19 protein-coding genes and 1 tRNA gene are annotated in these 23,710 nt (G+C 56.3%); 8 read left to right on the forward strand and 12 right to left on the reverse strand.

Annotated features, from left to right (window positions below):
• The first annotated feature begins 253 nt into the window (after positions 1–253).
• From Q9R35_RS07635 to Q9R35_RS07660, 6 genes are all read left to right on the forward strand, one after another.
• The gene (locus tag Q9R35_RS07635) at positions 254–1,612 is read left to right on the forward strand and encodes a cytochrome c (protein WP_197313241.1); all 1,359 of its coding nucleotides are present in this window, start codon (positions 254–256) and stop codon (positions 1,610–1,612) included.
• The gene (locus Q9R35_RS07640) at positions 1,605–2,519 is read left to right on the forward strand and encodes a c-type cytochrome (protein ID WP_311219617.1); all 915 of its coding nucleotides are present in this window, start codon (positions 1,605–1,607) and stop codon (positions 2,517–2,519) included. The genes Q9R35_RS07635 and Q9R35_RS07640 overlap by 8 nt, the downstream gene beginning before the upstream one ends.
• A 338-nt stretch (positions 2,520–2,857) precedes the next feature.
• The gene (locus tag Q9R35_RS07645) at positions 2,858–4,195 is read left to right on the forward strand and encodes a D-serine ammonia-lyase (protein WP_311219618.1); all 1,338 of its coding nucleotides are present in this window, start codon (positions 2,858–2,860) and stop codon (positions 4,193–4,195) included.
• A 64-nt stretch (positions 4,196–4,259) separates the two neighbouring features.
• Positions 4,260–4,688: a DUF2946 family protein gene (locus Q9R35_RS07650; protein WP_404977941.1), complete on the forward strand. Its 429-nt coding sequence runs from the start codon at positions 4,260–4,262 to the stop codon at positions 4,686–4,688.
• A gap of 62 nt (positions 4,689–4,750) precedes the next feature.
• The gene (locus Q9R35_RS07655) at positions 4,751–6,898 is read left to right on the forward strand and encodes a TonB-dependent receptor (RefSeq protein WP_311219620.1); all 2,148 of its coding nucleotides are present in this window, start codon (positions 4,751–4,753) and stop codon (positions 6,896–6,898) included.
• A 171-nt stretch (positions 6,899–7,069) separates the two neighbouring features.
• Positions 7,070–7,546, forward strand: a complete 477-nt coding sequence (locus tag Q9R35_RS07660) for a copper uptake system-associated protein (protein WP_052362855.1) — start codon at positions 7,070–7,072, stop codon at positions 7,544–7,546.
• Between the two features lie 78 nt (positions 7,547–7,624).
• Here Q9R35_RS07660 and Q9R35_RS07665 read toward each other — a convergent pair whose 3' ends face one another.
• Entirely contained in the window at positions 7,625–7,909 is a 285-nt protein-coding gene (locus Q9R35_RS07665) for a hypothetical protein (RefSeq protein ID WP_045931401.1), read from the reverse strand.
• Positions 7,910–8,151: 242 nt separating this feature from the next.
• Here Q9R35_RS07665 and Q9R35_RS07670 point away from each other — a divergent pair, with 242 nt between their 5' ends.
• Positions 8,152–9,462, forward strand: coding sequence for a ParB/Srx family N-terminal domain-containing protein (locus Q9R35_RS07670; RefSeq protein WP_311219621.1), 1,311 nt, complete (start codon positions 8,152–8,154; stop codon positions 9,460–9,462).
• 695 nt (positions 9,463–10,157) lie between these two features.
• Here Q9R35_RS07670 and Q9R35_RS07675 read toward each other — a convergent pair.
• Positions 10,158–10,436, reverse strand: coding sequence for a hypothetical protein (locus tag Q9R35_RS07675; RefSeq protein WP_042480388.1), 279 nt, complete (start codon positions 10,434–10,436; stop codon positions 10,158–10,160).
• Between the two features lie 250 nt (positions 10,437–10,686).
• Between Q9R35_RS07675 and Q9R35_RS07680 the strand changes: the two genes are divergently transcribed.
• Complete coding sequence (locus tag Q9R35_RS07680) at positions 10,687–10,920, forward strand: hypothetical protein (RefSeq protein ID WP_042480384.1); 234 nt, start codon at positions 10,687–10,689, stop codon at positions 10,918–10,920.
• Between the two features lie 1,082 nt (positions 10,921–12,002).
• On the opposite strand, the gene Q9R35_RS07685 is transcribed toward Q9R35_RS07680, so the two are convergent.
• The 10 genes from Q9R35_RS07685 to Q9R35_RS07730 form a co-directional block, all read right to left on the reverse strand.
• Positions 12,003–12,079, reverse strand: a tRNA-Pro gene (locus Q9R35_RS07685).
• A 213-nt stretch (positions 12,080–12,292) separates the two neighbouring features.
• The gene (locus Q9R35_RS07690; RefSeq protein WP_063693633.1) at positions 12,293–13,825 is read right to left on the reverse strand and encodes a M81 family metallopeptidase; all 1,533 of its coding nucleotides are present in this window, start codon (positions 13,823–13,825) and stop codon (positions 12,293–12,295) included.
• 19 nt (positions 13,826–13,844) lie between these two features.
• Positions 13,845–15,026 carry a YgeY family selenium metabolism-linked hydrolase gene (locus Q9R35_RS07695; RefSeq protein ID WP_063693631.1) on the reverse strand — a complete coding sequence of 394 codons (1,182 nt, stop codon included), beginning with the start codon at positions 15,024–15,026 and terminating at the stop codon, positions 13,845–13,847.
• Positions 15,017–15,952: an N-carbamoyl-D-amino-acid hydrolase gene (locus Q9R35_RS07700; protein ID WP_009454329.1), complete on the reverse strand. Its 936-nt coding sequence runs from the start codon at positions 15,950–15,952 to the stop codon at positions 15,017–15,019. The genes Q9R35_RS07695 and Q9R35_RS07700 overlap by 10 nt, the downstream gene beginning before the upstream one ends.
• Before the next feature lie 98 nt (positions 15,953–16,050).
• Positions 16,051–17,694, reverse strand: a complete 1,644-nt coding sequence (locus Q9R35_RS07705) for an ABC transporter ATP-binding protein (protein ID WP_045931406.1) — start codon at positions 17,692–17,694, stop codon at positions 16,051–16,053.
• A 24-nt stretch (positions 17,695–17,718) separates the two neighbouring features.
• A complete protein-coding gene (locus Q9R35_RS07710) occupies positions 17,719–18,558 on the reverse strand; it encodes an ABC transporter permease (RefSeq protein WP_009454332.1) in 840 nt (279 codons plus the stop codon).
• A gap of 27 nt (positions 18,559–18,585) precedes the next feature.
• A complete protein-coding gene (locus Q9R35_RS07715) occupies positions 18,586–19,527 on the reverse strand; it encodes an ABC transporter permease (protein WP_009454334.1) in 942 nt (313 codons plus the stop codon).
• On the reverse strand, positions 19,524–21,122 hold the full coding sequence (locus Q9R35_RS07720; protein ID WP_311219622.1) for an ABC transporter substrate-binding protein: 1,599 nt from the start codon (positions 21,120–21,122) through the stop codon (positions 19,524–19,526). The genes Q9R35_RS07715 and Q9R35_RS07720 overlap by 4 nt, the downstream gene beginning before the upstream one ends.
• Before the next feature lie 77 nt (positions 21,123–21,199).
• Positions 21,200–22,444 carry a Zn-dependent hydrolase gene (locus Q9R35_RS07725; protein ID WP_063693628.1) on the reverse strand — a complete coding sequence of 415 codons (1,245 nt, stop codon included), beginning with the start codon at positions 22,442–22,444 and terminating at the stop codon, positions 21,200–21,202.
• Positions 22,441–23,688 carry a diaminopropionate ammonia-lyase gene (locus Q9R35_RS07730; protein WP_311219623.1) on the reverse strand — a complete coding sequence of 416 codons (1,248 nt, stop codon included), beginning with the start codon at positions 23,686–23,688 and terminating at the stop codon, positions 22,441–22,443. Before Q9R35_RS07730 ends, Q9R35_RS07725 begins: the two co-directional genes overlap by 4 nt.
• Between the last annotated feature and the right edge of the window lie 22 nt (positions 23,689–23,710).

A 23,710-nucleotide genomic window follows, 5' to 3' on the forward strand; every position in this document is an offset into this window, starting at 1 on the left:
ACGATTGATCGCCACAGTGTCCGTTCAAACCCCTCATTCTTTTTTAGTTCTCAGTCTGCTATTCAGCCGCCATATAACTGGCACTTTGAGCTTACAATCGCAACCCCGTTATGAGCTTATATATATAACCGTTGAGTTAGATCAATTTTGATCTGAACAAGGGTTTCTCCCCTTTTTGTCTCTCTATACCATCCGTCCTGAGTGTGACGTGAAGTTATTTGACGCATTGATTTAATAATTATGGGTAATGTCTATGAACGTCTTGTCCAAGACCCTGATGCTTGTACTCGTGGGGCTGGGAGCCGCCTATGGCGGTTCTCAGCTTATTTTGTCGCAACGCAGCATCGTCTCCTCCTCGGCACACACCATCAAGCTGGATGATGACGCCCTGATCAAGCAGGGAGCCTACGTCTCCCGCACTGGCGACTGCGTGGCCTGTCATACCGTTCCTGGTGGTCAAAAGTATGCAGGCGGCCTGGCCATGCAAACGCCGCTAGGAGCGATCTACTCCACCAATATCACGCCTGACAAGGAAACGGGCATAGGCAACTACACCCTGGACGAGTTCAAAACCGCCGTCCAGCACGGGGTACGCAAGGATGGCGCTGCGCTCTACCCCGCCATGCCCTACCCGTCCTACTCGGTCATGAGCGAGGAGGACATGAATGCCTTGTACGCCTACTTCATGAATGGCGTTCCGGCGGTCAAGCAACAAAATGCCGGGCCCACCTTGCCCAAGCTCTTCCAGATGCGCTGGACCATTGCTTTCTGGCAATGGATGTTTGCGCCCACCGATCAGACGTTTGTAGCTGACGAGAGTCTGGATGATCTGAAAAACCGGGGTGCTTATCTGGTACAAGGTCCCGGCCACTGTGGCGCCTGTCACACGCCGCGCGGCTTGGCGTATCAGGAACTGGCGCTGAACCTGAAAGACGGCGACGACTACCTGTCCGGCGCCGTGATTGACGGTTGGCGTGCCAAGAGCCTGCGCGGCGAAGGTCGTGGTCTGGCCAGTTGGTCTGAAGAAGAACTGCTGGATTTTTTTGCTACCGGCCGTACCGATAAAGTGGCTGCTTTTGGTGCCATGACGGATGTGGTCGAACACAGCACCCAGTACATGAGCCCTCAGGACCAAAAGGCCATGGTGCAGTATCTGAAATCCCTGCCGCCCGTCAAAGGCCGCAATCCCGAGATTCCGCATCAAGCTGATACCACCACACAGAAACAGCTGGATGGCCAGTACACTTCGCCCGGAGCCTGGTTGTATGCCGCTCACTGTGTGACCTGTCACCGGGCCGACGGGAAAGGCGTACCTCGCATTTTCCCGGCACTGGCTGGCAACTCGGCTGTTTTTGCCAACAACCCGCAGTCGGTCATTCAAGTAACTTTGGAAGGTGGACGCATGCCTGAAAACAGCGTCGACAAAATGACCTTCACCATGCCTGCCTTCCGCCATTTGGGCGACCAGGACATTGCCGATCTTGTTAACTACATTCGCACCAGCTGGACCAACCAGGCTCCCACCGTGCAGGCGGCCGACGTTGCCCACATCCGCCAGTTTGTAGCCAATAAATCGCCCCATATCCAGCCTCAAGGAGCCAGCCATGACTAAAGCCAAAACCCTGTCCGTTCTGGTTGTGGCCATTGCCGGTGTCGCAGCGGCAAGCTGGTCTGCCTTTGCGGCCAGCCCCGCCCTGACAGGCCCGACTCCCGCCTCTTATCCCATTATTAATGTGGAAAGCAAAGAGGTCGTGGGCCAGTACACCATTCCTTCGGACCTGCTGATCGAGAAAGACCCGGATGCCGAAGCCATTTTGTACGGCAAACGCCTCCTGAACGAAACGCGCCGTCTGCTGCCCAACAATGTGGGCGCCGCCATGAACTGCAATAGCTGTCACATTGATCAGGGCAAGACCCCGCGTGGCGCGCACTACATCAACAGCTTTGTCAGCTACCCCAAAGTCATGCCCCGCTCGGGCAAGATGGTGGACTTGGCAGGCCGCATCAACGGCTGTTTCATGCGTTCCATGAACGGCAAGGCCATCCCGGTGGACTCGCCCGAAATGCAAGGCATGCTGGCTTATATGAAGTGGTTGGCGCAAGGAGTTCAACCCGGTCAAAAAGTCCAGGTGCCTATCGATGGCCCGCTGGATCATGATCTGATCCCCAATCCTGAACGCGGTAAAGCGCTCTATGCGGTTCAATGTGCCAGCTGTCACGGCGAGGAAGGCCAGGGCCTGAAAGACGAACGCGGCAATATCGTGTTCCCGCCATTGTGGGGTGAGGAGTCCTTCAATATTGGTGCAGGCATGGCGCGTACTTTCAAGGCCGCGGTGTTCATCAAGTACAACATGCCCATGAGCGTGGCCTCCCACGGAGGCTGGGGCCAGGGTGGTGTGTTGAACGATCAGGACGCCGTGGACATTGCCGAGTACTTCACACATATGCCACGACCTGACTTTGCCGGCAAAGTGAACGACTGGCCCAATGGTAAAAAACCCAAGGATGCCCGATATTAAAAACCCGCATTTCCTGATTTGCGAAAGGCTTTTCTATAGTGTTTTTTGGGGGGTTAAGCCCCAAGACAGACGATCTTGAAGCAATTAACACTGCCCTCTTGATGAGGGCAGTTTTTTATGGACTCGCCGTACACCGACGCTCAATCGCAGACGGTTTCTACTACTTAGTCAGTACGGCCAAACCTGATAAGCCGCTTTCTCCTTAGCCATTGCCATCTGCTCCGTTCCATCCTGATTCCCTATCGTCAGTCCAGTTAGACATCGTTGCTGCCCCTCTCATTAAGCACAATCGTGTAGCATCTTTACCCTTGAAACCCAGTCACTCATCCGGTGAACACATGATCCATGGAAAAAACCTGGCGGCCTGGCAAGACAGCCACCCTCTCATCCGCGATCTGATCGCCCTGAAAGAAAGCACCTGGTTCAATCCGGCCATCGCCCCCACCGCCCAGGCCTTGGCAGATGTCGGACTGAACGCGCAAGATGTGCAGGCAGCCAGTGCCCGTCTGCAGCGCTTTGCCCCATATCTGAAAGCCGTCTTTCCCGATACAGCAGCCAGCAACGGCATCATCGAGTCCCCTCTCAAACCCTTGGATCAACTACGCCAAACGCTGATTCAAGAAAACGCACTGGAGCATGTGGGTGCCTTGTGGCTGAAGGCGGATAGCGAACTTCCCATTTCCGGTTCCATCAAAGCCCGTGGCGGCATCCATGAAGTCCTGAAACATGCAGAGGATTTGGCACTGGAAGCAGGCCTGATCACGCTGACGGACGACTACAGCCAGCTGGATAGCGAACAGGCCCGTACTTTCTTCAGCCAATACTCCATCGCCGTCGGCTCCACCGGCAATCTGGGACTATCAATCGGCATCATGAGTGCCAAGCTGGGCTTTAAAGTCAGCGTCCATATGTCTGCCGATGCCCGCCAATGGAAAAAAGACAAATTGCGAGCCAACGGCGTAAATGTTGTCGAACATCAATCCGACTACAGCGTGGCGGTTGAGCAAGGCCGCGAACAAGCCTCCCAAGACCCGCGCTGCTACTTTGTGGACGATGAAAACTCCCCGGATCTTTTCCTGGGCTATGCCGTGGCGGCCGAACGATTGGCCACGCAATTTCAGCAAGCGGGCATTGTGGTTAATACAGACCACCCCTTGTTCGTCTATCTGCCCTGCGGCGTAGGCGGTGGTCCTGGTGGTGTGGCCTTTGGCCTGAAACTGATTTTTGGCAATGCCGTGCATTGCCTCTTCGCCGAGCCGACACACTCCCCGTGCATGCTGCTGGGCGTGTATACCGGCTTGCATGATGAGATCAGCGTGCAGGATTTCGGCATTGATAATGTCACTGCCGCCGATGGCCTGGCCGTAGGGCGCCCTTCAGGGTTTGTGGGCAAGGCCATGCAGCGTCTGATCGACGGCTATTACACCGTCACGGACGAAGAACTGTACCGCTTGATGGTCATTGCCCACGAAAAAGACCAGGTCAAACTGGAGCCCTCCGCCCTGGCCGGTGTACCCGGTATGGCAAGGGTATTGAACTCGCCAGAGTATTTGCAGCGCATGGGCTTTACACAGGCTCAGCTGGAGAACGCTACTCATCTGGTCTGGGGAACCGGCGGCAGCATGGTGCCCGAGGTGGAGTTTCAAGCCTATCTGGATAAGGGGCGTAATCTGTAATCTCTGAGTCCGGACATTAGGTAAATCAAATCCAATTGAGAAGCAGTTGGAATACAATCGCGCCATGTCTGTCCAACGGCACTGCTCTCTCGCAAAGAATGGCGTAGCCTGGCAAATTCTTTTTTGCCTGGCGATCCTGTCATTTCTGTGCCGTTCGCTGGTTCCGGCGGGATACATGCCGGATCGCTCGGGCGAACAGGACGGCTTCTTTTCCGTCACACTTTGTGCGCCCGGTGGAACGCCCAGCACGATCTGGATGAGCCTGACGGGACAGGCCGACCCGCCGCAATCCAATGAGCATGCGGATATACAGAAGTGCCCTTACGCACTGGTTCTGTCCCAGGTGGCCTTACCCAGCGCCGATATGGCAAGCCTGGATGCTACGGTAGTTCACCAGCCTTTGCTCTTGGTACACCGTAATCAAAGCTTGCCGCCCCTGCCCGCCTTGGGGCCGCCGCTAGGGTCACGCGCTCCCCCTGCCCACCTTGTTTGATCTCTCGTAACCGACTGCCGTCTGTGCAGTCGCTTTTCAGCGAAGTCATTCAAGGTTTTTTTATGTCCATCTTTTCTGTTTCTGCACAGGCATGCGCCGTGCAGGCCGCCCCTTTTCTGCCCTCTGTTCCATTGGCCCAAGGATCAGCACGCGCACGACTCAACGTCCTGACTCTCGCCTTGCTGTTTTCCAGTTCCTGGGCCAGCCTTGCCCATGCACAGACGCCAACGCTGGCCCCCGTCATCGTCACTCCAGAGCGTGGCAAAAGTTTGACTGTCCCAGACCTGCAAACTGCTCAAAAAAATATTGAACACACCGCGGGCGGCGTCGCTCTGGTGCCCGAGAACGCCTGGCGTGATACCAAAGCCGCCACCGTCAAAGACATGCTGGACTACACACCAGGGGTGTTTGCGCAGCCCAAATGGGGTGATGATGCACGCCTGTCCATACGTGGCTCGGGCCTGTCACGTTATTACCATCTGCGCGGCATCAGCCTCTACCAGGATGGCATTCCACTGAACGACCCGGACGGCAGCAGCAATTTTCATCGTATCGACCCTACGGCCTACCGCTATACCGAGATCTATAAAGGTGCCAATGCCTTGCAATACGGAGCCGCCACATTGGGCGGAGCCATCAACTTCGTCACCCCTACCGGCCATAATGCCGACGCCTTTCAAGGACGTCTGGATGCCGGTAGTTTTGGCTGGCGACGCGTGCAACTGAGCAGCGGCTTTGCGGGCGAAAAACTGGATGGTGTAGTTTCCGGCTCCTGGCAAACCCAGGATGGTTATAGAGAACAAAGTGCTGGCCATTCCTCGCGAGCCAGTGCGAACCTGGGCTGGCGTTTGTCAGACCGGGCAGAAACCCGTTTTTTCGTGAGCGGCTACCAGATTCACCAGGATATTCCCGGCTCCGTCAGCCGCGATCAGGCTCTGAATAATCCACGGCAAGCCGCCAAGGAAAACAAGGAGCAGGACTGGCAGCTCAACCTGGACGGCGGCCGCATTGCCAACCGCACAGTGCTGGTCATGGGCGAGACGCAGTACGAACTAGGTGGCTGGTTTGAACAAAGTTCGTTGCGACACCCTATTTATCAATTCGTTGATAGGGACACGAGCAGCTACGGCGTCTACGGTAGGTTGGTCAACACCAGCCCGCTTGCGGGCAGAGACAATCGCCTCACGCTGGGCCTGACCTGGTCGGCCGGCAAGATTGATGCCCAAAACTCGGTAAACGTGGGAGGTAAACGACTGGAAAAACTATCTGCCAGCAAAGACAGGTCCAACAACCTGAGTGCCTATGCCGAAAACGCCTGGAGTCTAGGCTCGGACTTGTCCCTGATCACCGGCCTGCAATACTTGCATGCTCAACGCAAACGCCAGGACCTGTACAACGGCGGCCTGCCCACCACCCGCTCCGGGGACAAGAGCTACCACTTCTTCAATCCCAAATTAGGGCTGTTGTGGGATGCAGGTCCGCAGTGGCAAATCTACGGCAATATTTCCCGCAGCGCCGAGCCGCCTACGTTTGACGATATGACGTTCTCGACCAGCAATGATCTGGATCGCCTGCAAGCTCAACGCGCCACCACCTTCGAAATTGGCACCCGAGGAGAAAGCGGGGACGTGGCCTGGGATGTCTCGCTGTACCATGCGCGCGTCAAAAATGAGCTGCAATGCATCAGCGCGCCCTGGAACATTTGCGACAAGACCGTCAACGCGGATCGCACCACTCACCAGGGTATAGAACTGGGTGTGCAATGGACAGCCGCCCGTGGCTTGTTGGTGCAAGGTCTGCAAAGTGACAGCCTGGACATCAAAGGCGCCTACACCTACAGCAACTTCAAGTTCGACAACGATCAGGACTGGAACAACAATCAAATGCCCGGTGTGCCCAAGCACTATCTGCGCGCAGAGATTATCTACAAGCACCCTTCAGGCTTTCACATTGGCCCCAATGTGGAATGGGTGCCGCAGGCCTATTACGTAGACAACGCCAACACCACCAAGACCAGTTCCTATGCCTTGCTGGGCTTGCGAGCTGGCTGGGAGCGCGGCCCCTACTCCTTCTATATAGACGGCCGTAACCTGACCGATCGTCGATACATCGCCAGCGCTAGCATTACGGACGACGCCACCGCCTCCTCACCCTTGTTCGAGCCGGGTACAGGGCGATCTGTCTTTGCCGGTGTGCAGATCCAGTATTGATCCCGTTTTTGTTGCATCTTTTCAAGGGGTTTGCCATGCACGTCACATCACAGCTGTTGATCCTTGCATGCCAGATCACGGCTCCCAGGCTGCCAAGCAGTCAGATGAGCACTCTGCTCGGAGCGAAAGCCCCACCCTGTCCTTTATTAGCTTGAGAAACAAGGAGTTTTCATGAAAACAGCTTCACAACATCACCAGACCTTCAAGGTGGCACGCCATGGTCTTTTCTTCGCCGTGGCTTTGCTCATCTTGCTCGCCATGATCACCGGCGTGGCTCGCGCTGCGCCTTCAGAGGCTGATCGCATCTCTCACGCCATGAAGGCAATTTGGGACAGCCCCGAAGCGCCTCTGGTGGTGGAACCTGTCGTGATCGAGGGTGACTACGCCCTGGCCGGTTGGACACAACTGACGCGTGGTGGTCGTGCGTTATTAAAGAGTCGCCATGGGGCATGGAATGTTCATATGTGCGGCGGCGATGGCTTGAACGACGTCGAGACCCTGACCATGGCCGGCATGAGCACTGAAGCGGCAGAACGCCTGGTCAAGAACACCAGCGAGGCTGAAGCCAAACTGCCTGCCGAGGTCACCGCCAAATTCTCCACCTTTGGAGACAATATGGTGGTGGATCACAACCATCACCCGGACTAATCCAGGAAGGAAAACCCGCTGCGCAATGACTGAGTCAACAAGCGATCACCGCGCCGGATCGCCGGATCGCAGCTTGCCCTACTCAGTCTGAGTGTGGTCATGTCCGCATTGACCACACTTCTTGCGCGGAAACGGCGAATAGCTGGTGAACAGGCTCTGGCTACCCATGAACGGCGACAGGCCACACTTTGGGCAAGTAAAAACCGTCATGGCCACCAGGCCCTGACCCAGAATGTAAAAGCCAAACACCAAAAACCCCAATGTCCCCAACACACGGTCGAACACCGGCAGCCCAAAATACAAGGCCACCAGGAGCAAGATATTGAACAGGGTAAACAGCCAGGCTTTTTTGTAGAGCGACATTAATGACCTTTTAAAACCAGCTCCCACAGCCTGGAAGTGATTTATCAATTTAATTCAAGCGTGGACAGTTTACGGGATTCAGTCCGCCTGAGAGAGGACTGAGCGAGCTGGTCACAATTTCACCCCCCGCCGTGACAAGCAGCCCCCTCTCCAGCACAAGCGATGAATGTTTCTGAATGCAATGTTCCGGCAATACCCATCCCTCATGATCTAGGATCTTCCAACAAAATCCCCAACGGACCATGAACCTCGTTTCTTTGCACTCTCTTGTCCCCGCCCGACAACAGCTTCAGCGTGCCCTGGGTATCGCCCTGCTGCCCTTGGCCTTGGCAGCCTGCGACAGCGGCTCCAGCACAGGCGGCAGCCACTCCCCCGAAGCCCCCGTCGTGACGCCACCCGTCACTGAAGAGCCGGAACCTCCTCGCAACACCGCCTATCTGGACAGCAAAGCAGGCGATGTCATCAAAGTCCGCATCGAAGAGCTGCATCCCACCCAGGCTGCCATTGGCTACGATCAGGTTTACTACAAGCTCGGCCGCTGGCAAGGCGATCTGAATCGCCCTACCTGGGCTAACAACCCCAAGCAGCACCTGGACTATTTGAATCGCACCATCGGCAAGAAGTTTGACGACTACTGCGAGGATATGGGCGGTACCGAGCGTGCCCAGAAATTTCTGACCATCGCTGAGGTTCAAGCTGCCCGCCTGGACCAGCCCACCACGTATCTGTGTAAAGACCCGTTAGGCTCGCAAACAGAAAACCTTAAAACCGTGGTCGTAGGCTGGGACGGCAATCTGTACCTGACCGATGGCCACCACACCTTCTCCTCCCTGCGCGAGATCCCTGACGGCGGCCCCAAACTGCCCGTCTGGGTCAAAGTCAGCGCCAACTACAGCGATATCCGCGAAGCATCTGCCTTCTGGGAGCGCATGAGCAAGGAAAAACTGGTCTGGCTGCGTGATGGTGACAACCAGGCTATTACTGTCGAACAACTGCCCACTCGTGTTGGCCTGGCCAGCGAAAAAGAAGCCGGTGGCATGCAGGAAGACCGCTATCGCTCCCTGGTCTACTTCACCCGCGACGTTGCCTATAAAAACGGCAACCTGCCTGAATACGCGGAGTTTCTATGGGGCGACTGGCTGCGCCGCCAAGCTTCAGAGGGCCACTTGACCAAACTGGACGACTACCTGATGGCTCCACCCGCCACACCTACCCAGATTCTGGCTGTCAGCACTTTGAACAAGGCCTTGAAGCCCGGTGGTTCGGACGACAGCTACGCCGCTGCCGTGCGCGATGCAGCCCTGAAAATGACGGCTCTGAAATACACGGATCTGGTCTTTGAAGACCGTGATGCCGCTGCTTTAGGCCGCATCATTCTTGAGGCCGACGCTGCTAGTGACTCCGTCACTAAAACAGCGCGTGACACCTTGGAAGAACTGCCACGCAACGACGTCAAATCTGACGGCAGCCCACGGGGCGCGGGAAAGCTGTGGTTTGCAGTGAACTACCGCAATTGCGGCAAGCCTGCGGCCGGAACTTGCTGGGGGTGGTAATAAAGCTAGTCAGGACCTGATCAAATAAAAAAATCCTGAAATCTCATGCTCCTATCAATCTTGAACATATAAACCGAACGAACAAGCAATGACAACATGAAAAACAAGGAGCCACCTGGCTCCTTGCCTTTAAAAGCAAATCGTCATTGGAGAGATTATGAAGATAAAAATAGCCTTGATCGGAACCACTGCTTTTTGCATGTCATCAACCGCTCATGCTGCTGAGCTACCCCGATACGATCCAAACTCCTACTGTGAAAGCGTCTCCGCCGTTTCAGGAGGTTCGGCAATAATCACAAACGAATGCATCAAAATGGAGCAGACTGCCTACAACCACTTAAAAAGAATGTGGGATTCTGTCCCCAGCAAGACAAGCACTTATTGCGACCGCGTGGCACGCACGACCGGCGGCAGTTATTCCATTTTAGAGAGCTGCATCGCAATGGAAATAAGCGAATCTGGGGCTCCCCAAAAGCTCCAGTTTTAAGGCAGATGACCAATCAAGCTCAAAACTCCCTCATCATTCTTCATGAATGCACCGTCCTGGGTGCTCCCGGAACTCCGTTTCTACCCAGCGATAGTGTCAAGCTAGTTTTTGAAGGTGACACGGTAAGCTGCAAGGTACATCTCCCACAAGTTCCCGGCACATAAAAACAAGCCCGCCATAGTGACCTGCATCCCAAGCTGACGACTAATTATTTTAGTAGTTTGATATGTTCTTCCAGCCGCTGAATCCGAGTTTTGATTTCTGCTTTATCAAAAGCACTTTTGATAGTCTGACTGTTCAACAGCCTCTGTTGCTCATTGGCAGGCAAATCATCCCACAAGCTCAACAGCGATGCCCCCAAAAAACCAAGTATCAACTGATCATCTTCGTCTAGCTGATCCACTGCTCGTGCAACGGCCAAGGCTTTCAATTGAGATCCGCCATCATCATCCCATTGCCCACCTCCTGATGAGACTTCTGTATTCATGGCGCCCTCTCTAATCAGCGGTTAAATGAACGGTCAGTATAGCCCTCTCCAGCTTTTCAAACAGATCTAAAGCAGAGCGTACAGACTGAATTTCCCCTTAAAATACAATGATTTACAAATTATCATAGTGGGTATTTTCAGGATCAGCCTAGTATGAACTTAGACCTTCTCATTGACACCTTGAAGGCGCTACTGGCGCTGTTGCTCAGACTCTCTGAGAAATATCCCGCCAGTCATGGCAGGAGTGCCTATGACACACTATCTTCGGTCCATTGGAAGAAAAGTTAACTTGCTTCGCTTCCCCCTTCTCGCGGCCACCGACCCCGCCGAACCCACTGTCCCGGACCCCCGCGACAAACGCCCCGTCGAAATCGAACGGATCCACGAAGACGATCAGACGCTACCTGCAAACGATGAGCCCATCGGCGACAAGAAACCTCGCCACCCTCCTCCAGCGCAAAACGATCAATCCATTTTTAACTAACTATCCGTGCATCAAGGCGCAAAGCAGTACCCTCAACACGTCTGATTTGCTGCAATGATTCACCTATTGGAGTCTCTCATGACACAAACAACGGGCTCTCCCAACAAACCCCAAGCCCCTCCCCAAAACCCATCACCTTCTCCTGATCGAAAAGCGGCCATGCATCCTGACGACAAGAAAGATGGCAAAGCTCCGCAGGACCAACCGAAAGGCAAATAAGTAGCTTTCGCAGACTCGCCCCAACGAGTCTGCAATACGGGACCGCCAAAGATTACGGCGACAGCCCTCCCCCTGACGACTCCAATAACAATAAAAACTTTTCCCCGCTCTGACCAACGTCTGGAGCACAGCCCTTCAGGAGCGTAAAGGGGCCTATCAACGCCCCGGTAATCTGTGCACCCGGTGTCATTTTTTTAACCTTATCCTCTGCACTCAGCCTCAAGCACGAGTTTATGGCTGTTGTTGGCCCCTGTTCGCAAGCCCCTGGAGAAGCTAAAAAAATCCTCATGCCAACGCTCAAAGTGCAAAACATTGTGATTATATGAGTGTGTCCGTTGGAGCTCTTGCCTGGGCTCCAAGCTATCACCGGCTATGTCGCAGAATCTTCAGCACTAGCACGCAGTGCAAATGCCAATCAAAAAGGCCTGCAATGTTGACATTGCAGGCCTTTTCTTTGACACAGGCTAAAAAGAGTCATTCAAGTCTCGAGGGGTTATCTGCCCCGCACTGCGCCTCTTCCTGTAGGTTTATGATCATGAGCAGCACTGGCTCGCTTGATCCCCTCGTTGGGAGCCTGAGCTGGCCACCCCGTTTGCGGCGGGGCGAGCTCAGACTTGCGTGTACTTGCCTTCTTAGGCGGTTTACCTCTCTTGTCCATTGTGACCTCCATTGGTCAATGGCTACCCCAACAAATGTCAGGGCGGTACTACAGGATAGGCCATAAACCGATAAATAGCTTGTCTATCTACGTCCGGGTCTGGCGATCAATACACAAGGAACGTCAGCAAGCCCCAAGCACGAGCTCCAACCCCCGCCGCAATGAAAAAGGCCTACAGCAAAAATGCTGTAGGCCTTTTTAAATTTGGTCGGAACGGAAGGATTTGAACCTTCGACCCCTTGCACCCCATGCAAGTGCGCTACCAGGCTGCGCTACGCCCCGAAAGAATTAAACTATAACCCCGTTCTTCCTTTCTTGCAAGTGTTTTTTAGATTTTTTCTTTCGATTTGAGATTATTGATAGTTAATCCCGGGACCAATCGAAAACTACACTTGTCTGAACAGGCGGCCTGATTTTCAAAGCTCGTTTTACCGAGCTAATCCGCATCAAAACCGTGAAGGCAGGAGTATACCTACTTGGGAAAAAAATGCAAAGCTATTGTGAACAGGCCCGCCCTTCTGATTGCATGACTCGCCATTGAGACAGGCTGGGGCCACCGGGATACAGCAGGCGTTCTGCCGGTAAACGCTCCCACGGCAAGTCGGTCGTGCGCATGGAAACTCCTCCCGGTGCTGCTCCGACAATGATGCGGTCACTGATGCTGCCAAAGTCCGCTCTGAAGTGCACGGCGCTTTTCAGGACCAGTATCTTCATCTGCTCTGGCTCTATCCCAACAAAACGGAACATGCTTTGATCTGCCATCTGCGACTTGTAGGAGGCCAGAACGATACGCACGCCTTCTATGCGCAAACAGGCACTGGGCCCCAGGTTCATGGCACAGCCTGCGTAGTACGGGCCGGTGGCGCGGAACTGGCCATCGGATACGGACTCGATATAAAAGCGAGCATGCAAGGGCATATCGCCGGGGACACCGGATTTACCGCCCAGGGACAGTTCGATGGTTTTACCGGCACCTGCCTGGTGCACCAGAGCAGCGCTTTCCGGGTCCACGATCAAGCCTAAAGCGGCATCCGATACCTTGGCTTTCAGCAAGGCGCGCAAGAGGCCACAGGTATCGGAGCTGGCGCCGCCACCGGGGTTGTCGTGAGCATCGGCAATGATCACCGGGCCTTTACCAGGGTGACTCAGCGCCCATTGCACGGCTTCGTCCGGTTCATAAAGCTTGCCTTGGAAGCCTTGGGCTTTATCGAGCACCTCGTCCAGAAAGGCTGCCAAACGGCTATCGGCTTCTTCCTGTGTCTGGGCGTAGGCCCACAAGACCGCTCCGCATTCCGGCACGTCCGCGGCAGGAAAGCCCATGGCGAACGACACGCTCCCCTCGCCTTCTATTTCTTCCAGCGATGACAAGTGACGGTACAGGCTGGCCGCCGGTTCCATCTCGGTGCTTTGCCAGATCGCCGGGATCAGGAAAGGCAATCGATGCCAGGCCAATTCAGGGCGACGACCGCTTTGCAGACAACGCATCAGCGCCTGGAAAGTACGCTCGCCCGTTTGCCCCATATCCACATGCGGGTAGGTTTTGTAAGCCACCAGCATATCGGCCTGCGCCAGCATGGTGTCGCTGACATTGGCGTGCAAGTCCAGACTGGCGACCACCGGCACATCCGGTCCCACCATCTCGCGCACCAGAACCAGCAAATGCCCTTCCCCATCATCGCGATGCTCGGCCACCATGGCGCCATGTAAATCCAGATACACCGCATCCACAGGCAGAACTTGCTCCAGGCGGTACAGAATCTCCGCCACGATCGCCTCGTAAGTCATTGCCTCGACGGGCGCGGAGGGACTGGCGGCGGCCCACAGTAGCGGGACGCACTCGACCCCGGCTTGTGCGGCGGCGGCCATAAACCCGGCTGCCGGGATATTGGCCCCACGCAAGGCAGGCTCGATGGCCTCGGCCCGGCACATACCTGGCCAGCCGCCCCCATGCTCAAAGTCCGCCATTGTTGCCATGGCCGGGCCAAAGGTATTGGTCTCGTGCTGAAAACCCGCTACTGCAATACGCATCACTTGTCTCCGATTGCTCTTACGCTTGTCCCGCCAGTTGGATACACAGCTGTTCGTAAATGTCCTTGGCCCCCAGAACATCGTCGATCGCTACCGACTCATCAGCCGTATGTGCCTGTGCTTCCTCGCCTGGCCCCAGACCGATGGTGGGAATGCCACGTCGCCCGGCGGACTCGGAGCCATTGGTGCAAAACCACCAGGTATCCATTTCCACCACACGCCCGGCTTGCTGAACCGCTTGCACCATGGCTTGGGCCAAAGGTGCCGACTCATCCAGCCGCCAGGCGGGCAAGTCCCGCTCCGGGCTGGCCTGCTGACCCGTATAGGTTTGTACCTGACTGTCCACCAGTTCCAGCGAAAAGCCCTCCACACCGGCACCCTGCACGCATTGCTCCATTTGTTTCAACACCGATTCGCTGCTTTCTCCGACCAAAGTGCGGCGATCAAAACGTACCGTAACGGAGGAAGGAATCAGGGAAATGGAAGGATGCGGGTCAGAAGTAATGTCAGTAGGCACCAGCAAGGCTTGGCCCACTTGCGCATCCCTGGGCAAATCCAGCGTTTGCAAAGCAGAAATAGCCTTGGCTGCCGCCTGAATCGGATTCACTCCCAGATGAGGCAAGGCCGCATGGGCTGGACGACCTTGTAAGCGCAACAGAATCTCCTGTCGCCCTTTCTGGCCTACCATGATGCGCAAACGCGAAGGCTCACAAATCACCACAGCAGCCGGCGTGCATTGCTCCAGAGCGTGTGACAAGGCATAGCCTTCAATCACTTCCTCCATCACGCTGGCAGACACGGCAATACGCTGTTTCAAGGCACCACTACGAGCCGCTGCCGCCGCGCCACACAGGGCGGCGGCCAAGCCTGCCTTCATATCACTGGTGCCGCGCCCATACATACGGCCATCCTTGATCTGCGCCCCAAAAGGCTCAACCGTCCAGGTTCCGGCGATAGGCACCACATCCATATGGGCATCAAATAACAGGGCCAGCGGAGCCTGGGCCGGGCCTACAAAGCCCAGCACCGACCCCTTGTCGTCCACGCTGATCTGGTCAAAGCCCAGCTCCCGCATGACTTGCTGCACAAAGTCCGCCATGGCCTGCTCTTGCCCGGACAGGCTGGGGATACGCACAAAGGCTTGCGTCAGGCTGACCACATCCCAGGCCAGGTCCATTTTTGTATGTTCGTTCACGCCCATGGCACCACCGCTCCACGTTGCGAGCTGATCAGGCCATACGCTTCTGGCCGACGATGACGCTCAAAGTTGAAGGTCGTACTCTTGTAGGAATGGCACAGGTCCAGATCGCAGCGGGCAATCGCCAGCTCGTCCCCCTTGGTCGAGCAAGCCGCGACAATCTCCCCAGACGGCGCAATGATGGCACTGCCACCAATCATCTCGATGCCCTCTTCACTCCCCGCCTTGGCCACCCCCACCACCCAGGTGCCGTTCTGATAGGCCCCGGCCTGCATGACCAGATGGTTATGGAACATGGACAGATCGTCGTGCTCCGGCGCGGGCGGATTATGAACCGGCGTGTTGTAGCCCAGCATGACCATTTCCACGCCCTTCAAACCCATGACGCGGTAGGTTTCCGACCAGCGACGGTCATTGCACAAGGCCATGCCCATCACGCCCCCGAAGGCCGACCACACACCGAACTCGTGACCGGGCTCGAAATAGTATTTCTCCAGATGCTGGAAAGCACGCCAGGGCTCGTCCTGGCCGTGACCGGGCAAATGCACCTTGCGGTACTTGCCCACAATCGTGCCGGTTTTATCGACCAGAATGGACACGTTGAAGCGACGCTTTACGCCGTTTTCAATGACCAGCTCGGCATAGCCCAGGTAGAAACCAATCTGCAATTTGGCAGCAGCATCAAACAAGGGCTGGGTGTCCGGCCCTGGCATCTGGGTTTCATAAAAACAATCAAAATCGGAAATATCCTCGCTGAACCAGCGCGGGAAAAACGTGGTCAGTGCCAGCTCGGGAAACACCACCACATCAACATCCATTTTCTTGGCCTGATGCAAATGGGCCAGCAAGCGGTCAACCACCTGTTTTTTAGTTTCGTTGCGTGCGATAGGGCCCAACTGAGCCGCTGCTACATTGACAAACCTGGACATGAGATTTGAACTCCATCAACAATTAAGATCCGCCCTGCCACGTTCCAGCAGCAGGATTTAGCTCTGCACAATCAACACAGCCCCAACAGCCGTGTTGATCAGGCATAAGCACAAAAATTCTGAAAATCCCAATGCACACCGGGTGCGGATTCCACCAGTTCACGGGTGTAAGCCTGGCTAGGCTGGCTAATGACACGCCCTGGGTCTCCGGCCTCCACAATCCGACCCTTTTGCATCACCACGATGCGGTCAGAAATCTGCGCGGCAACACGCAAGTCATGGGTAATGAACAGGATGGCCACGCCGGTTTTGCGCTTGATATCGACCAGCAACTTAAGCACCTGCTCTTGCACCAGCACATCCAGCGCCGACACGGATTCGTCCGCAATCAGCACATCCGGCTCCATCACAATGGCGCGGGCCAGACAAAGCCGTTGCCGCTGACCACCCGAGAACTGATGCGGATAGCGCTCCAGCACATCGGCGTCCAGGCCCACAATGGACAAAACTTCGGTCACGCGCTCAATAGCGACTTTGGGATCGACGCCGATGTTGTGCATGCCTTCTGTCAAAGACTGGCCAATCGTCACACGAGGATTCAGCGAGCGATACGGATCCTGAAACACGATCTGCACTTTGCGCCGCTGCGCCAGGCTGCGGTCCTTGCAGGCGGCGGGCAAGGTTTCACCATTCAGGGTGATCTGCCCCGAGCTGGCCTCAACCAGGCCAATAATGCAGCGGGCCAAAGTGGACTTGCCCGAGCCGGACTCCCCCACGACACCCAGCACTTCATCACGGCGTATATCCAGATTGATGTCGCTAAGCGCGTGCATCTTGCGCCCCTTCGAGAACCAGCAGTCCGAGCCATAGACCTTGCCCAAGCCACGGGCGCTCAGCACAACCTCGTTTTGCACTTCCTCTTTTGCAGGCGGATGCACATTGGGAACGGAAGCAATCAGGGAGCGGGTATAGGCTTCTTTAGGGTTGGACAGAATCTGCTGACACGTGCCCATCTCCACACTATCGCCACGCTTCATCACCAGAATCCGGTCGGCAATATCCGCCACCACTCCAAAGTCGTGCGTCACAAAAATCACCGAGGTGCCGCATTCGCTTTGCAGTTCCTTGATCAGACTCAGAATCTGCTTTTGCGTGGTCACATCCAGTGCCGTGGTGGGTTCATCCGCAATCAACAAACGTGGCTGCAGGATCAAGGCCATGGCAATCATGATGCGCTGGCGCTGACCGCCAGACAGCTCATGCGGATAGGCCATGAAGAGCTTTTCCGGCTCCGGCAAACGCACGCGCTCCAGCATATTGATCACACGTTGGCGACGCTCCTGCCGGGAACTGTTCTTCTCGTGGATACGGATCACTTCATCAATCTGTTCACCCACCCGCTGCACCGGATTCAGGGCTGTCATGGGCTCCTGAAATACCATGGACATGGCCGAAGCGCGCAAGGACAGCAAATGCTCCTTGTTCATGGTCAGCAGATTCTCGCCCATCAGCTCGATACTGCCCTGGCTGACACGCAAGGTATCGGGCGGCAGCAAGCCCATGATGGCAAAGGAACTCAAGGATTTGCCCGAGCCGGACTCACCCACAATGCACAAGGTCTCGCCTGCATACACATCGAAGCTGAGCTTGTTCACCAACTGGCGGGGTTGAGCCGCTTTGGTTTCAATACACAAGTCCTTCACTGACAAAACACATGGGGGCTTGGTCGTAGAGGTATTCATTGTTATGTCTCCTGCCCTCGTCACTTACAGCCGTGTGACCAGCTTGGGATCCAGAGCATCGCGCAAGGCGTCGCCCAGGACGTTGATACTGAGAATGGTGATGGACAGCACAATGCCGGGGTACAGCACGATGCCGGGAATCAACTGAAAGTACAGGCGACCTTCAGCGATGATGTTGCCCCAGGAGGCCATCTCGGGAGGGATGCCCGCCCCCAGGAAACTCAAGATCGCTTCCAGCAGCACTGCCGAGGCAAACACATAAGTGCCCTGCACAATCAAGGGTGCGAAGGTGTTGGGGAACATATGGCGCGACAAGATCACGTAGGCCGAGGTCCCCACCGTCATGGCCGCTTCCACATATGGCTCAGAACGTACGCTAAGAATCACGCCCCGTACCAGCCGCGTCATGCGTGGGATCTCCGGGATGGCAATGGCGATCAGTACCGTGGTCAGGCTGGCACCGGACACCGACACCAGCGCAATGGCCAGCAAGATGCCGGGAATCGCCATCACACCATCCATCACTCGCATGATGACCGCGTCCAGACGGCGGAAATAACCCGCCAGCGAACCCAGAATCACGCCAAAGAACACGCTGATGGCCAGGACACCGAAACCCACCATGAAGGACACTTGCGCCCCGTACACCACACGGGAATACAGGTCCCGGCCCAGCGCATCCGTCCCCAGCCAGAACTGCTCGGAAGGCGGTTGCAGACGCACGCTGGGGTCCAGCTGAGTGGGATCTTGCGTGCCCAGAAAGGGAGCAAAAATCGCCATGGCGGCCATCAGGATCAGGAACAGCAAGGCGGCACGGGCCGAATTGCTGGCGACCACTTTCTTCAATTTGTTGAGCTTTTGCATATTGTTCTACCTGTAAAAAGCGAGGGCTCAATAATCGATACGGGGATCGACCAGCATGTAGGAGATATCAATCAGCAGATTCACCCCTACATACACCAGCGAAAACAGTACGATCAGGCTCTGAATCACCGTAAAGTCGCGGGACAGCACCGCATCCAGCACCAAACGTCCCAGCCCTGGAATGTTGAAGACCGATTCCGTTACCACCACTCCGCCGATCAGCATGGTGATGCTGATGCCGATAATCGTCAGGATGGGAACCGCCGCATTGCCCAGGGCGTGACGTGTCAGGACACGACGCTCGTTCAGACCCTTGGCACGGGCGGTGCGGATGTAATCCTCGTTCAAGGTGTCGATCACACTGGTGCGCACAATGCGGGTAATCAGGGCGATATACACCGTGCCCAGGGACACAGCTGGCAGAATCAAATGCCGCAAGTGCTCCCACAGGCCTTCACTCAAGGGCTTGTAGCCCTGTACCGGCAACCAGCGCAGCTCCAGCGAAAACAGCAGGATCAACAAGTAAGCCACGATGAATACCGGCACGGAAAAGCCCGCCACCGACCCTGCCATCACAAAGCGATCCAGAGACTTGCCCCGATACCAGGCCGAGCACACCCCCAGCGGAATGGAAATAGCCAGGGTGTAGGCCAGAGTCAACAAGGTCAGCGAAACCGTCGGCCCCAAACGATCCAGCACCAGATCCTTGACCGGGCGGCTGGAGATCAGGGACGTGCCAAAGTCCCCTTGCACCATGCTGCCCAGCCACTGCACAAACTGCACCGGCACTGGCTGGTCCAGCCCCATCTGATGACGGATTTCCGCGATCTGTGCATCCGTCGCGTTATCCCCCGCCACCAGCACCGCGGCATCGCCATGTGTCATGCGCAGCACCACAAAGATCACCAGCGCCACAATCAGCAATACCGGGATGGTGGCCAGTACGCGCTTGAAAATAAGCCCAATCATCGCTTCTCCACATTCCAGAAGACCGGAACCGGGGTTTGCAAAAAGCCATTCAGGTTCTTGCGCATGGCGCTAACCATCTTGAACTCGCCAAGGGGGACGATCACACCTTCATCCATGATGTGTTTTTGCAGGTCCGTGGCCAAACGACCCAGCACGGACTCACCGCTGGCGCGGGCAAATTCCATGCGTGTCTTTTCAATGGCAGGAACATCCGGCCAGCCAAACCAGGCCTTGTCGCCGTTGGAGGCCACTGCCATGAAACTCAACGGATTGCTTACGTCCACCAGACCCGAATAGGTGGTGATGATGCTCCAGCCGCCCTCTTGCACGGGACGTTTGGACGTACGGCGAGTCTGCACGGTTTGCCAGTCCATGGCTTCCACGTTGACGGTGAACCCGGCATTGCGCAGTTGCTGGGCAATCACCGGCACCACGGGCGAAGTCAGGAAGTCGGTGGGATGCAGCAAGACCACGGGCTCGCCCTTGTAACCGGCCTGCTCCAGCAGTTTTTTCGCACCGGCGGCATCACCCTTGAAGTAGGCTTCAGAACCGGCTTGTGACGGGAATACACTGTGGCAGCCAAACACCGCCCCACACGTTTCAAAGTATTCCGGGTTGCCGACCTGCGCCTGCATCAAGGGCTTCTGGTTCAGCGCCATCATGGCGGCCTGACGCACTTGCTTGTTATTGAATGGCGGCTGCAGGAAGTTAAAGCGCATCTCGGTCTGCGCGCCCCGAGCCGTGGAAGCATTCAGAACAATATCCGACTCGTTTTGCAGCAAGGGCAAGAGGTCCAGCTGAACCTGGTCGATCACATCAATCTCGCCACTGCGCAGCGCGTTCACCCCGGTCATGGCATCCGGCATGGCGACCCAACGCACACGGTCTACCTTGACCTGCTTGCCACCGGCCAAACCGCTGGCGGGCTCATTGCGGGGCGCGTAGTCCGGGTTTTTCTCGAACACGGCCTGCACACCTGGGCGATATTCCTTCTCCACAAAGCGGAATGGTCCCGAACCCACGGTAGAAGTAATTGCCTGGCTGACCGGCGTGCGTGCCACCTCCTTGGGCATGACGAACAAAGGCAAGGAGCTGGGCTTGCCCATGGCGCGCAAGGCAATATCGGTCGGGAAGGAGAACTGCATCACAAAGGAGCGATCATCCACGACCTCCATCTTGGTCAGAAACTCCGTCATGATCTGGCCCATCTTGTCCAGCTGAATCCAGCGCTTGATGGACTCGACCGCATCTTCAGCCGTGACGGGCGAGCCATCATGCCAGCGCAGGTTTTCACGCAAAGTCATGGTGTAGGTCTGGCCGTCCTCGGACACTTTCCAGCCTTCCAGCATCTGGGGTTTGACCTGACCCTGCGCATCTTCTGCCAGCAAGGTGTCATACACCATATAGCCGTAGTTGCGCACAATGTAGGAGGTGGTAATGACCGGGTCCAGGGAGCGCAACGGCGCTTCCATCACGGCGGTCAGCGTGGTTTGAGCACTGACAGCCACGGGGGCAATAGCGGTGATGGCAAGGGCAGCCCAGACGGCGGCTAACGATTTGGCAGGACGCAAGCGGTCCTTAAGCAGGTTGCTCATGTTTTGTCTCTCCAGGTAGTTAAAAGCGGTCCGCCTTTGCTCTTGTGGCGGCGGTCCCGTCATCAGGGGGTTACTGCTTATTCACGGGCCAGCTCCACCAAGGTCGATAGCAGAATCGAACATCCCGCTATCAGGTCTTTGTCGTGGGTAAACTCTGCCGGGTTGTGGCTCAGACCACGCACACTTGGTACAAAAATCATGCCTGTGGGGCAGGAACGCGCCAGCATCTGCGCATCGTGTCCGGCACCGCTGGGCATGCGCTTGACCGAGCAGCCCAGATCCTTGGCGTGTTGCTCGACCTTGCTGATCAAGCGTTCATCAAACTGCACAGGATCAAAGCGGGCCAGATGGCGATGCTTGATCTGCACACCCTCACGCTCGGCCGCTTGTCGGGCGAAATCCAGCACTTCCTGCTCGGCCTGATCCAGGCTGGCCTTGTCCACATTGCGCAAATCCACGGTAAACACGGCTTTGCTGGGGATCACATTGACCAGATTCGGAAACAGCTCGCAGCGCCCTACCGTGCCCAATTGCGGCGGGCCGTAGCGCTCAGTCAGCTGACGCACAAAGCTGCCAATCTGCTGAGCCACCACACCGGCATCGTGGCGCAGGTGCATGGGAGTGGTGCCTGCGTGGTTGGAGACGCCTTGCACCTCGAACTCCAGCCAGCAAATCCCTTGCACGCCCGTCACTGCACCAATATCAATACTTTCATGCTCCAGAACCGGGCCCTGCTCAATATGCAGTTCCATATAGGCATGCACATCGGGTTGGCCGCAAGGCACGGAACCGGCGTAGCCAATACGCTCCAGGTTCTCGCGCACGGTGCTGCCATCAATACCCACGGTGTCCAGTGCCTCTTGCAAGGACAAGCCACCTTGAAACACCAGGCTGCCCATCATGTCCGGCGCAAAGCGCGCGCCCTCTTCATTGGTAAAGGCCACCACTTGCAAGGGACGATCCAGCTGCACATCGGCATCATTCAAGCTGGCCACCACTTCCAGTCCAGCCAGCACACCCAGATTGCCGTCGTAGCGTCCGCCGGTACGCACGGTATCAATGTGCGAGCCCGTCATGACCGGCGCCACATCCAGACGGCCAGCACGTGTCCCGATAATGTTGCCGATCTGATCGATCTCCACACGCATACCAAGATCACGCATCCAGCTGACCACCTGATCGCGGCCCGCCTTGTCCTCGTCCGTCAGGGCCAGGCGGCACACACCGCCCCCGTCGATCGCACCAATCTGCGCCAACTGCGCAATACGCTGCAGCAGGCGTTGGCCATTAATGGCTAAACAAGTGCTGGCTGCACTGTTCATACCGGCTCCTGAGCCAGCACTTCTTTGGCGCTCATACCGACAATGCGCTGATACAGCTCTGCATCGGTATCGCCTTCGCTGGCAAAAAATAGAATTTGACTGTTTTCATCAATGCCCAAGGCCTGACGCCAGTCCGCTTGCTCGCACGCAGCCATGCAAGCGGCTACACCGGCCACAGCAGACTCACCCGCCACAATCGGCGCATCCCCTTTATCAGCACGGGCCAGACGGCGCATGGTTTGCAAGGCGGCATCGTCTTCCAGCGTCATATAGGCATAGGTGCCAGGATCCAGAATTTCCCAGGCCAGCAAGGAGATTTCGCCGCAAGCCAGACCGGCCATCACCGTATTCAAATCGCCGGTGACCGTAACGGGTTTACCTTGCACAGCACTTTGGAACAGGCAATCAGCCTTGTTGGGCTCGACCACAATCAGACGAGGACGGTGGGCACCCAGGCGCTCCCACATATGAGCGCACACCGCTGCCGCCAAACCACCCACACCACCTTGAATAAAGACGTGAGTGACGGGTTTGCCCGATGCAATCTGATCCAGGGCTTCCTGCACCATGACGGTGTAGCCCTGCATCACATCCTTGGGCACATCCATATAGCCAGGGTAGGACGTATCGGACACCACAAAATAACCATGCTCTTTGGCATCTTCAGCGGCCTGGCGAACCGAGTCATCGTAATTGCCGGGCACGTGTACCACTTTGGCTCCGTAAGAGGCAATGGCCTGCTCACGACCGGTACTAACGTGTTCATGGATATAGATCACGCACTGGCAACCGGCATTCTTCGCCCCCCAGGCTACCGAACGACCATGATTGCCATCGGTCGCGCAGGTCACGGTCAAGCCAGCAATAAAATCCTTGTAGGCAGGGTTTTTCAGATCATCCAGCGTCAAGTTGGGATTGCCGGTATGAGCTTGCAGCTGGCGCAGTAGTAAACGGTTGACCGCATAAGCACCGCCCAAGGCCTTGAAGCTGCCCAAACCAAAACGACCGGCTTCATCCTTGTAATACACCCCGCCCACCTTCATCTGCGCGGCCAGACCGGGTAAATGACGCAAAGGGGTAGGCGCATAACCGGGCCACTGCACAATGCTGGCCTGAGCCTGCTCGAAGGCGGCTACCGACAAAATCGATTGCAAGGAGGCGTCATATTCCTGGCTGTCCTGAACGCAACGAGGGTTCAGATACAGTTGCACCGCGCCTTGCTCCCGAACGGCATGTTTGTTCATGTCTGCTCCACTTTTTATGGGT

It is taken from the genome of Alcaligenes sp. AB3 (genome assembly GCF_031844565.1).
GTDB classification, from domain to species: Bacteria; Pseudomonadota; Gammaproteobacteria; order Burkholderiales; family Burkholderiaceae_B; genus Alcaligenes; species Alcaligenes faecalis.